This is a genomic window from Acidimicrobiia bacterium (assembly GCA_029210695.1).
Lineage (GTDB): Bacteria > Actinomycetota > Acidimicrobiia > Spongiisociales > JAHEDJ01 > JAHEDJ01.
The window spans coordinates 1-10,581 of record JARGFH010000089.1 but is presented as its reverse complement, the minus strand read 5'-3'; the positions used below and the strand labels follow the sequence as shown (position 1 = coordinate 10,581).

At 62.8% G+C, this 10,581-nt stretch carries 10 protein-coding genes; 7 read left to right on the top strand and 3 right to left on the bottom strand.

Annotated features, from left to right (window positions below; all coding sequences use genetic code 11):
• The first annotated feature begins 450 nt into the window (after window positions 1–450).
• The 3 genes from P1T08_17400 to P1T08_17390 are packed head-to-tail and all read left to right on the top strand — an operon-like array spanning window position 451 to window position 1,960.
• Window positions 451–984, top strand: a complete 534-nt coding sequence (locus tag P1T08_17400; GenBank protein ID MDF1597859.1) for a sigma-70 family RNA polymerase sigma factor — start codon at window positions 451–453, stop codon at window positions 982–984.
• The gene (locus P1T08_17395; GenBank protein ID MDF1597858.1) at window positions 981–1,265 is read left to right on the top strand and encodes a hypothetical protein; all 285 of its coding nucleotides are present in this window, start codon (window positions 981–983) and stop codon (window positions 1,263–1,265) included. The genes P1T08_17400 and P1T08_17395 overlap by 4 nt, the downstream gene beginning before the upstream one ends.
• A 2-nt stretch (window positions 1,266–1,267) precedes the next feature.
• A complete protein-coding gene (locus P1T08_17390) occupies window positions 1,268–1,960 on the top strand; it encodes a mechanosensitive ion channel (GenBank protein MDF1597857.1) in 693 nt (230 codons plus the stop codon).
• A 568-nt stretch (window positions 1,961–2,528) separates the two neighbouring features.
• On the opposite strand, the gene prmC is transcribed toward P1T08_17390, so the two are convergent.
• Window positions 2,529–3,356, bottom strand: coding sequence for a peptide chain release factor N(5)-glutamine methyltransferase (prmC, locus tag P1T08_17385; protein ID MDF1597856.1), 828 nt, complete (start codon window positions 3,354–3,356; stop codon window positions 2,529–2,531).
• A 459-nt stretch (window positions 3,357–3,815) separates the two neighbouring features.
• On the opposite strand from prmC, the gene P1T08_17380 reads away from it, so the two are divergent.
• From P1T08_17380 to P1T08_17370, 3 genes are read left to right on the top strand one after another with little or no spacing between them, the layout of a single operon-like run.
• The gene (locus P1T08_17380; protein ID MDF1597855.1) at window positions 3,816–4,691 is read left to right on the top strand and encodes an ABC transporter substrate-binding protein; all 876 of its coding nucleotides are present in this window, start codon (window positions 3,816–3,818) and stop codon (window positions 4,689–4,691) included.
• 12 nt (window positions 4,692–4,703) lie between these two features.
• Window positions 4,704–5,570: an amino acid ABC transporter permease gene (locus P1T08_17375; protein ID MDF1597854.1), complete on the top strand. Its 867-nt coding sequence runs from the start codon at window positions 4,704–4,706 to the stop codon at window positions 5,568–5,570.
• Window positions 5,570–6,316: an amino acid ABC transporter ATP-binding protein gene (locus P1T08_17370; protein ID MDF1597853.1), complete on the top strand. Its 747-nt coding sequence runs from the start codon at window positions 5,570–5,572 to the stop codon at window positions 6,314–6,316. Before P1T08_17375 ends, P1T08_17370 begins: the two co-directional genes overlap by 1 nt.
• 58 nt (window positions 6,317–6,374) lie before the next feature.
• Here the strand turns inward: P1T08_17370 and P1T08_17365 are convergent, their stop codons facing one another.
• Complete coding sequence (locus P1T08_17365; GenBank protein ID MDF1597852.1) at window positions 6,375–7,175, bottom strand: SAM-dependent chlorinase/fluorinase; 801 nt, start codon at window positions 7,173–7,175, stop codon at window positions 6,375–6,377.
• A gap of 251 nt (window positions 7,176–7,426) precedes the next feature.
• Entirely contained in the window at window positions 7,427–8,434 is a 1,008-nt protein-coding gene (gene add, locus P1T08_17360) for an adenosine deaminase (GenBank protein MDF1597851.1), read from the bottom strand.
• 129 nt (window positions 8,435–8,563) lie between these two features.
• Between add and P1T08_17355 the strand changes: the two genes are divergently transcribed.
• A complete protein-coding gene (locus P1T08_17355; protein MDF1597850.1) occupies window positions 8,564–10,393 on the top strand; it encodes a c-type cytochrome in 1,830 nt (609 codons plus the stop codon).
• Window positions 10,394–10,581 lie beyond the last annotated feature (188 nt).

Sequence of the window (10,581 nt, the reverse complement as noted above, 5' to 3'; positions counted from 1 at the left end):
TCCAGTGTGACCGAAAACGACCTCGAACGCGAGCACCCCCGACCCACAACCACCAACTTTTTCGGCAGCCACCTAGTTAGATACTTACCACTTGGGTAGTGGAACCGGCGCCGGCGTCGTGAGACAAGCGGGCACCGATTCCTCTGCAAGCTATGACACAAACGCGGACAGGAAGTTCCCAGAAAAGGGGCTGGGGGTCTCCGGAGAGACCCCCAACTGGCGCCGTGGCCCGTACCGGATTTGCGGTCTGTTCAGGGGGTTCCCCACCCTGAACTGATATCCGGATCCTGCCTGAGAGGCAGCCATACCGTGCGGTATGACGAACTGGATCCTCCTAAGCTGCGAACCACACCACCCGGTTGGACACACAACTTGACCGAGAGTTCCCCCGAAATCCGCACCTCAGAAACTACGGAACCTTGCGCGCCCTCCGCGGGTCCAAGTCACCGAATGTGGGACAACTGCTCCGACCTCGAGCTACTACAAGGCGCCGGCGAGAACCTAGAAGCGTTCGGAGAGTTGATCAGAAGACACCAGAACTTCGTTTTCGGGGCAGCCATGAGAGTCGTGCGGAACAGACCCATCGCAGAGGAACTCACCCATGAGGCATTCCTGCGCGCCTTCCGGGCCCGCGACAGTTTCCGCGGGGACGCCGGAGTGAGGTCATGGCTCTATCGCATCGCCACCAACCTCGCCAAGAACGAAGTATCCCGCCGCCGCGAGTGGCCGACCGACCAGGATCTCGACCGGGTGGATCACACCGACCCCGGACGGCGCCTACACACAGAGGCGCTCACGGTCGACGTCCGGTCTGCCATCGAACAACTCCCAGACAGCCTGCGCGAACCGCTCGTCCTGCGCGAATACGAGGAACTCAGCTACGCCGAGATATCCGAACGGACCGGGGTCCCCCTCAACACAGTGCGCACCCGCATCCTGCGCGCCCGCCGGGCCCTGCGACCTCACTTGGAGGAGTGGCGATGAACCGCTCATGTGACGTTCGCGATGATCGTCTCATCGCCTTCGCCGATGGTCTTGATCTCGACCTCGACTTCGACAACCACGTCGCCGACTGCGAAGAATGCCAGGCGTTCCTGGCCGAGCTATGGGAAGGCGAACTCGAACACGATTTGGTCGAACCGATCGTGGCCATGATTCGCCTCGAACTGTTCGTGATCGACGCCGCCAAACTCGGAGGCGGTATCGTGGCCGACATGCTCAAGGCCTTCACCCGCTACCTCGATCCCGGCCTCGGAAAGGATTAGTCATGAACCTGCGCGATGCCCTCACCACCGCCGGCGGCGTGCTGGTCGGACTCCTTCTGATTTCCATCGCCTGGCGAATCCTCCGCAAACGACTACCGAACAAAGTGGCCGACTTGATCGACCAGGTGCTACCCGTCCTGTACGTGGCGGTGGTGGTCGTGACTGCCTTGATCATCATCGATCCCGACCAGGCCAACACCCTGCTCGACTCGACGCTGCGGTATCTGCCGAAGGCACTTGTTGCACTCATCGTCGTGATCATTGCCCGGGCCCTTGGGAAGATCACCGGAACTCTGATCGAGGCCGCGCTCACGAGGGTGTCGCCCGTTATCGCCGCCAGGGCGCGGATGGCGACGTCGTCGCTGATCCTCGCCGTCGGCGTGATCATCGCTTTACAGCAGATCGGCATCTCCACAGACATCATCCTGCTCTTGGTGGGAGCGTTGTGTCTGGCCGGAGCACTGGCAGCCGGACTGGCGATCGGGCTGGGATCCGTGCCCATGGCAAAGCAGGTAGCCGCCGGTCGGCATGTGCGAGACAGGTATCAGGAGGGACAGACGATTCGCGTCGGCGGCAGCCACGGTCGGATCACCGAGATCGGCACCGCCACGACACGGCTTGAGTTGATGGACGGCGGGCATGCCGAAGTGCCGAACGCCTTGTTCCTTGATAGTGCTGTGGTGGTTGACGCGTAGGAGGACCCCCCTCCCCTCGAAGACTCGGGACTCCCCCCACTCCGTGGTGGGAAAACGCTGCCTTTCAGTGCGGCCAGCAGGGCAGGGACCTGCCACAACTCCTAGATGAGAACACGTCCCGCAGACCAACCGCCGTCGCGGCCCCCCTCCCCTCGAAGACTCGGGACTCCCCCCACTCCGTGAGGGGAGAACGCTGCCCTTCAGTGCGGCCAGCAGGGCAGGGACCTGCCACAACTCCTAGATGAGAACACGTCCCGCGCACCAATCACCGTCGCAGCCCCCCACCCCTCGAAGACTCGGGACTCCCCCCACTCCCTGGGAGGAGAACGTAGGGGGGTAGCCCTCCCCTATCCCCGCTTCGGCGGCGGCTCGCAACCTTCAGGGGGTGGTTGAGGGTTGGTGGGGTTTTGAGACCCCCTCTGGTTCTCGTCTGACGGCTCGAGAAACTACCCCTTCGGCGGAGGAAAACGGTGTCGTCAACCTTCAAGTGCCGGTCGAAGGTTTGAGTGCTTGCCCCCCTCCCCTCGAAGACTCGGGGCTCCCCCACTCAGTGAGGGGAGAACGCGTTTCAAACGCAGCAGCGGGCACCCTTGCGGCCGACCAGGATGCGATCGCGGCCGGTCAGGTCGGGGCGGACTTCGGTGTCGAGCCACTGGCCGAACAATTCGTCGGCCCGACGACCCTGAGTCTCCCCTATCTCGCAGAGAACCCAGCCGCCGACGCCGAGCCACCAGTAGACGTCGTCGGCGATGCGTTCCAGAATCTCCGTTCCCTCCGGGCCAGAAACGAGAGCCCGGCGCGGTTCGTGATCACGTACGTCCGAAGGAAGGCCGTCCCACTCCCCCTCCTCTATATAGGGGGGATTGCTGACCAGAAGATCGATGCGACCGTAGATCGATTTGGGCAGGGCATCGAAGAGGTCGCCGTGGAAGAACTCGATGTCGAGATCGAGTCGGGCCGCGTTCTCCTTGGCCAGCGAGAGAGCGTCCTCGCTGATGTCCGTGGCGAAGACGCGCGCTTCCGGGAACACAGACTTCAGAGCAAGCGCCATCGCACCGCTGCCTGTGCAGAGATCAACGATCACCGTCCCGCGTCCAGCCTCGCCCAGCATCCGTCGGGCCTCGTCCCAGACTGCTTCCGTCTCCGGGCGTGGGATCAGGGCGCGGTTGTCTGTCAGTAACTCGATGGGGCCGAAGTCGACCGTGCCTTCGATGTATTGGAGCGGTTCGCCTGCTGCGCGGCGAGCGGCGAGAGCGTTGAACGTTTCCGTCTGTTCGGTGTCGACCTCGACGCCGGCGACTAGGTCGGCGCGGGAACTCGCCGTCACCGTCATGAGCAGACGTTCTGCTTCGTGGCGGGGAAGAGATGAGGTGTTGAGGAGGTCCGACGTGTGCACGTGGACATGTTCGCATGCGGTGCGGGTTATGGGGGCCTCGTCGGTCGAGAGACGGTGGGAGCAAGCAAGCCACCCCCTCTGTCGCCGCAACGGCGACATCTCCCCCGCTGAAGCGGGAGAGAAACGCGAGTTCGAGCTGTCGCTGAGGTCCGGCGACTCCTCCTCGATATAGAGAGACCCTTCAGCTCAGATCCAAACCCAATAGTCGGGTCTCGGTATATCGACCCGCTCAAGCGGGAGAGAAACTCGACTGGGCGTCCGGGACGCGCTCTTGCCTCTCCGATCCCCGTTCGGGAAGGATCCCCCTCTGCCTCGAAGACTCGGCATCTCCCCCACTTGTCGTGGGGGAGAAACGCGAGCACTCGCCGAGGGGGAGAAACACGAGTGAGGCTTCTCACGGGGCTGAGGGGTCGCAATCGGCAGGCGCTAGGCTTTTGGCCTAATCAATTTGGAGGAGAGATGCGCTCATCTACGTGGGCCAAATTCCTGATCTTGCTGGTCGCATTCGCCATGCTGGCGGCGGCTTGTGGGGACAGTGATGGGGATTCGGGTGCGTCCGGGTCCTGCGAGTTTGAGGAACTAGAACTGGTCACCGAAGGCAAGTTGACCGTCGCCACCGGAGAACCCGCTTTCCCACCATGGGTCGGTGACAACGACGGCAACGGTTTCGACGACCCCACCTCGAAGCTCGGCTTCGAAGCGGGCATCGTCTACGCACTGGCAGAAGAACTCGGCTTTGCCGAAGCGGACGTCGTGTGGGTTCGCACAGATTTTTTCGATGCCATCGCCCCCGGACCGAAGGACTGGGATTTCAACATCCAGCAGTACTCGATCACAGCAGATCGCGATGAAATCATGGACTTCAGCGATCCGTACTACACAACCCGCCAGGCACTCGTGCTCTACCCGGACTCGCCGTTCGCCGGAGCAACCAGCACCGACGACCTCAAGGACGCCATCCTGGGTGCCGCGATCGGCACGACCAGCCTCGATTTCATCGAGGATGTGATCAAGCCTGATACGGATCCGAACGTCTACGACGAGAACGTTGATCTGGAAGCTGCCATGAACGCCGGCCAGATTGACGGCCTTGTAGTCGACCTCCCGGCCGCCTATTACATCACCGCAGCCCAGGTCGAGGGCTCGATCATCGCCGGACAGTTCGAAGCTGAAGCTGCAGCACCCGATGAATACGGAATGTTGTTTGCCGAGGGCAACACCCTGGTCGGCTGCATCAACGATGCACTGGAAACCATCAAAGACAGTGGCAAACTCCAAGAACTCGAGGACACCTACCTGACTCAGGGCGGTGGCATTCCCACCATCTCGGACTAGCCGGGAAACGCCTTGACCGATCCGGTCGAAGAACTCGTTGGGGGTCCGAGACTTATCGGACCCCCACGTAGTCCCCGCTCCCGAGAAGAGGGTGCGCGCGGCGCGCTGATTGCCGCCGCCTCCACGGTGATCTTCCTCGGAGTCGCCCTGTGGGTGATCCTGACCTCGGAAGCCTGGCCGGCAGTTCAACGGCAGTTCTTCAACTGGGACCGGATGGTCGAATCGTTCCCCGACATAGCCGGCGGGTTCTGGCTAGACATCCGCCTGTTCCTCCTCGCCGAGGTGCTGATTCTGACCATCTCGTTGGTCATCGCCATGATCCGCTCGCTGCGCGGACCGGCCTTCTTCCCGCTGCGGGCACTGGCGATCACATTCATCGATCTGATCCGCGGTGTCCCGATCATCTTGCTGATCCTCTTGCTCGGGTTCGGCGTGCCCGCTCTGCAGTTGCCGGGCGTCCCGCGCAGCGCCATCTTCTGGGGACTGACCGCCCTCGTTATCAGCTACAGCGCCTACACGGCCGAGGTGTACAGGGCCGGTATCGAGTCGGTGCACGAGTCGCAGCGGATGTCGGCCAGGTCGTTGGGCCTCACACAGATCCAGGCGCTGCGCTACGTCATCGTTCCGCAGGCGATCCGCAACGTCATCCCCGCCCTGCTGAACGGGTTCGTCTCGCTCCAGAAGGACGTGGCGCTGGTATTCGTACTCGGTATCCGTGAGGGCGTCCGCGAGGCCGATATCTATGCGGCCAGGACGTTCAACTACAGCGGCTATGTGACCGCCACCATCCTGTTCCTGCTGGTGAGTGTGCCGGTAGCCCGATTCACCGACTGGTACACCGATCGGGATCGGCGACGCAAACAGGCGGTGAGTAACTGATGACCTCGAAACTCGAACTCAAGAACGTTCGCAAGTCATTCGACGACAAGGTCGTGCTGCGCGACGTCGACCTCACCGTCGGGCATCACGACGTCATCTGTCTCATCGGATCATCCGGGTCGGGCAAGTCGACCATGCTCAAGGCAATCAACCTGCTCGTCCCCATCGACGAAGGACAGATCTTCCTCGACACGAACGACATCACCGCACCCGGCGTCAACCCCAACCAAGTGCGGGAGAAGATGGGCATCGTCTTCCAGGCCTTCAACCTCTTCCCCCATATGAAGGTGCTCGACAACATCACCCTCAGTCCACGCAAAGTCCACGGCGTACCTCAGGAACAGGCGGAGGATCACGCCCGGCGGTTGCTCGAGCAGTTCGGACTCACCGACAAGATCAACGAGTACCCCGATCGGCTCAGCGGCGGAGAACAACAACGGGTGGCGGTGATCCGGGCACTGGCCACCGAACCCGAACTGATGCTGTTCGACGAGGTCACCTCTGCCCTCGACCCCGAACTAGTGGCCGAGGTACTCAACGTCATTCGCGGATTGAAGGACACGGGCATGACGATGCTCATCGCCACCCACGAGATGGGCTTCGCCCGTGACGTCGCCGATCGAGTTTGCTTCCTCGACCAGGGCATGATCCTGGAGCAAGGCCCTCCGAAAGAGATCTTCTCGTCACCGCGCGAAGCGCGCACCCAGCAGTTCCTCCAGCGTATCATCGACGCCGGCCGCCTCTGAGTGGCTTCTGGCGTTAGAAACCCGACAGAATTGCGCGCTTCCTGACGCCAGAACGGGATTAGCGAACTACGACGCGGTCGCCGGGTTTCGGTTTGATGACCTTGCCGCCGGTGCCGTTGTTCTCCGAGACGAGCAGGTAGCCGCTCGAGTCCCATAAGGCGATGAGGGTGTCGGAGTCGTACTCCGAATCACCGAACGTGCTGACCATGCCTTCGATGCGGGCGCCGCAGAGTTCCACCTCGACCCCGTCGGGGACCGGGAGATGGGCGATGTCTTCGGGGAGAATCGAGCAGATGGCGTTGCCGAAGTCGTCGATGTAGATCACCTCGCCCTCGACGCTGCCGTCGTCGTTGCGAGTCGCTCCCCAGAGCGGGATCGTGATGATGTCGTCGATAGGGGTGCCGAGATCGGTGAGGGGAACACCGGCGGCCAGATGGGCGCCCACCGGCGAGAAGAGGTCGCGGCCGTGGAACGTCATCGTGACGTTCGGCAGCCAGTACTCCGGTTTGTCGACGTGGACGAACTCGGTCGTCCAACCCTCGGCCTCCGCGCGGGCCAGACAGGAACTCAGCACGCCGTTGTCGGGGGCAACGAAGTAGTGCTCGCCGATTCGGCCGGCGATCGGGCGGCGTTCGGTACCGACTCCGGGGTCGACCACGATCACGTGCACGGTTCCCGGCGGGAAGAAGAAGACGCTGTTGTTGACCACGAAGTTCGCCTCGCGGATGTCCTGCGGTTTCACCTCGTGTGAGAGATCGGTGATCACCGCGTCCGGGGCGATGTTGTAGATGGCTCCGTGCAGCACCGTGTCGCTGCCCTGGCGGGTACCGAAGTCGGTCGTGAGGGTGATGAAAGGCATGGAGGGATGGTAGAGGGGGAGCAGGTAGTAGGTAGTAAGTAGTGGGGCGAGTTGTGGAGCATCTGCCCGAGTTGCGCAGCAACTCGAAGCTACCGCCGCCAAGCGGTAACCCCCCTCGCCTCGAAGACTCGGCACTCCCCCCGTCCTTCCGGCCGGGGGAGAAAGCATCTGCCCGACTTGCGCAGCAACTCGAAGCTACCGCCGCCAAGCGGTAGCCCCCCTCGCCTCGAAGACTCGGCACTCCCCCCGGCCTAACGGCCGGGGGGAGAAGCCCACCAGTGTTCGATGTCAGTTCGCAGACGTTGCTTGGTTTCCTCAGACGCCCACGAGGCTTCTACCGGCGCCAGAGAGATTCTTCTAAGCGTTTCGTCGTCGAGGGCGAAGATCTCTTCCAGGACCCGGAACTCGCCGGCCAGGGTCGAATGGAACATCGCCGGGTCGTCCGTGTTGATCGTCACCATGGCCCCGGCTTCGATGAGCGTCTTGGCCGGATGGTCGTCCCAGCCGGGTACCACCCCGGTGCGGATGTTCGAGGTCGGACAGACCTCGAGCGGCAGTTGATGCTCGACGAGATACTCCATGAGCCGGGGATCCTCCACCGAGCGGACGCCGTGTCCGATCCGCTCGACACCGAGGCTGTTGATGGCCCCCCACACGCTCTCCGGGCCTGCCGCCTCACCGGCGTGAGCGGTCAGACGGAAGCCGGCCTCCCGCGCCGTCCGGTATACCTCAGTGAACAGCTCGGGTGGGTGCTCTGCCTCATACCCTCCGATGCCGATCCCGATGATGCCCGCCTCATTGGCAACCTCCTGAACGGCCGCCAGGGTCGCCGCCGTGCCGTCGGGGCCGCGATCTCGTACGAGATCGACGACCAGCGGGACTTCGATCTCAGGCACCTTGCTCAATCCCGCCCGGATCGCCAGGGCAATGACTTGCCGGGTCAGGTTGTGACGTCGGAAATCCGTTGGTGAGAAGAAGGCCTCCGCATACAGGATGTTCTGCGCGACGAGATGACGGGCCACGGCCTCGGCGGCGAACTCGAAGTCGTCGTAGGTCTTCAGGAAGCCGTTCATCCACACCCAGGTCTCCATGAAGTGCGGGAAGTCGCGATACTCGTAGAACTCGACCAACTGATCCACGCTCTTGATCACGGGATCACCGCCGTGATGCTCGATCAACTCCCACAGAGTCGGCACAGGAATTGCACCCTCTAGATGAAGGTGAAGCTCCACCTTCGGCATGGTCGACCAGTCGCGCATCGCAGCATTCAACCAGACATGGAGGCCCCCCAATTCTTAACCGCTCGTTAACCATTCATTGGTAGGGCGTTAGGCGCCATCGACCGATACTGACGGTGGGTAGGAACCGAGTATCGAAGGATGTGCGAGATGAAAGCGCGAGCTGCGGCCATGCTCACGCTGGTGGGGACTCTGGTCGTCGGGTCGTTGTTGGTCCTCGGCGAGGGGGCGGCCGCCGAGGATGCCGAGGACTTCCTTCCGGCTTTCCGGATTGCATATCCGGATGCAGCCGGAACCCGTCTCGACACCTGCTCGTTGTGCCATTTCACGAATTCCGAGGGCAAGTGGGACGAGAACCAGTTTGCCGACGACTTCGATGAGGCAGACAAAGACTTCGTCGCTGTCCAGAACCTCGACAGCGACGGTGACGGATACACCAACCTCCAAGAGATCCAGGCCGGCACCTTCCCAGGGGCCGGGGCGGACAATCCAGCGACGGTCGTCACGACCACGACGATCGCAGCGCCACCTGGAAGCGGCGAAGCCATCTACCAGGCCAACTGCGCCGGTTGCCATGGCGGCGGGGGCGGCAACCTGCTCGGCCGCGGGCTCACCCTCGGTCAACTCACAACGGCAGTTGCCAACGGAGTCACAGGCATGCCCGGATACACAGGCACCCTGACCTCGAGCGAGATCATTCTCGTATCTCAATACGTGCTCGATGCCGACGGTGCTCCCGCCGCCACTACTACCACCGCGCCAGGCACTCCTCCCCCACCACCGCCTGATGGATCGGCTCTGTACGCCTCGAAGTGTTCGGCGTGCCACGGATCCAACGGTGGAGATCTCGTCACCTCGACCCTGTCCCATAGCCAGCTCGTTTCGGCAACTGCCAACGGCACCGGCGGTGGCATGCCCCCGTTCTCAGGCAGTCTCACTTCAGCCGAGATCGAGGCGATCATCACCTTCGTCGAATCCATCGCTCCTCCCACTACTACCACCACCGCGCCGGGGACGCCTCCCCCGCCACCGCCGAGCGGAGCCGCCGTCTATTCAGCCAACTGCGCAGCCTGTCACGGTGCGTCTGGTGGCGACCTTGTTGGGCGCGGCCTCACCACGTCACAGGTGTCGGCCGTCACCAAGAGCGGAACCAGCGGAATGCCCGGGTTCTCCAGCAAGCTCACGACTGACGAGATCACCGCCGTCTCGACATATGTGGCCGGATTGGGGAGCGCTACCCCCACGACCACAACGACCGCCCCCGGGTCACCTCCTCCGAGTGGGGCCAGCGTCTGGGCAGAATCCTGCGCTGCTTGTCACGGCGCCTCCGGTGGCGACCTGGTGGATCATGCGCTAACCGATTCCCAACTTCGCACAGTCACAAACAACGGCCGGGGGTCAATGCCCGGATTCAGCGGCCGCCTCAGCACCGAACAAATCAATGCCGTCGTCGCCTACCTGTCAGCACTCCGCGGTGATTCCTCCACATCTTCCGCAGATCCAGGAGGCGTCGACGGCACCTCTCTCTACGCCAAATACTGCGCGGCTTGCCACGGCGCCGACGGATCAGGGGGTGTCGGTGGTCCCGTCGCCGGCACCTCCCTCTCCCGTTCTGAGTTGATCTCAGTGACCGCCGACGGTCGGGACTCGATGCCCGCGTACTCCGGGCGAATGACAAGCGACGAAATCGCGGCGGTTGCTGACTTCATCCTCGGACTGACCGGCGAAGCCGACGAGTCGTCCGACACGGAAGTCGGGGTCGACACGCCCGATGAGGAAGTCGAGATCCCGGACTCGGAGCAACGAGACGACCCATCGGACGATGACGGTCAGGGGCTGTCGATGTTCCTGAGTGACGAGGGCGGGGGCGAGGGAGGTCGGTCCCCATTCATCGTCATCTCGATGCTGACCGTTCTGGTGGCGATCATAGGAACGGTCGGGGTCCTGTGGTTGAGGTCGGCTAGGGCACTAGCAGAGTAGGCGTGCCGACTTCGTCGGCACGTGTGTGTTGCTCCGCTCAGTGACCTCGACCGAGCGCTTCGTTCATAGTCAATTGCACCGCGGTCAAGCCCTGCAACAGATCCGCATAGAAAGGTGATCTCGCCGAATTGATGGACCGCCTAGACACCCACTCCACGACCGGATCGCGTCCTGAGCGCGTCCTGGGC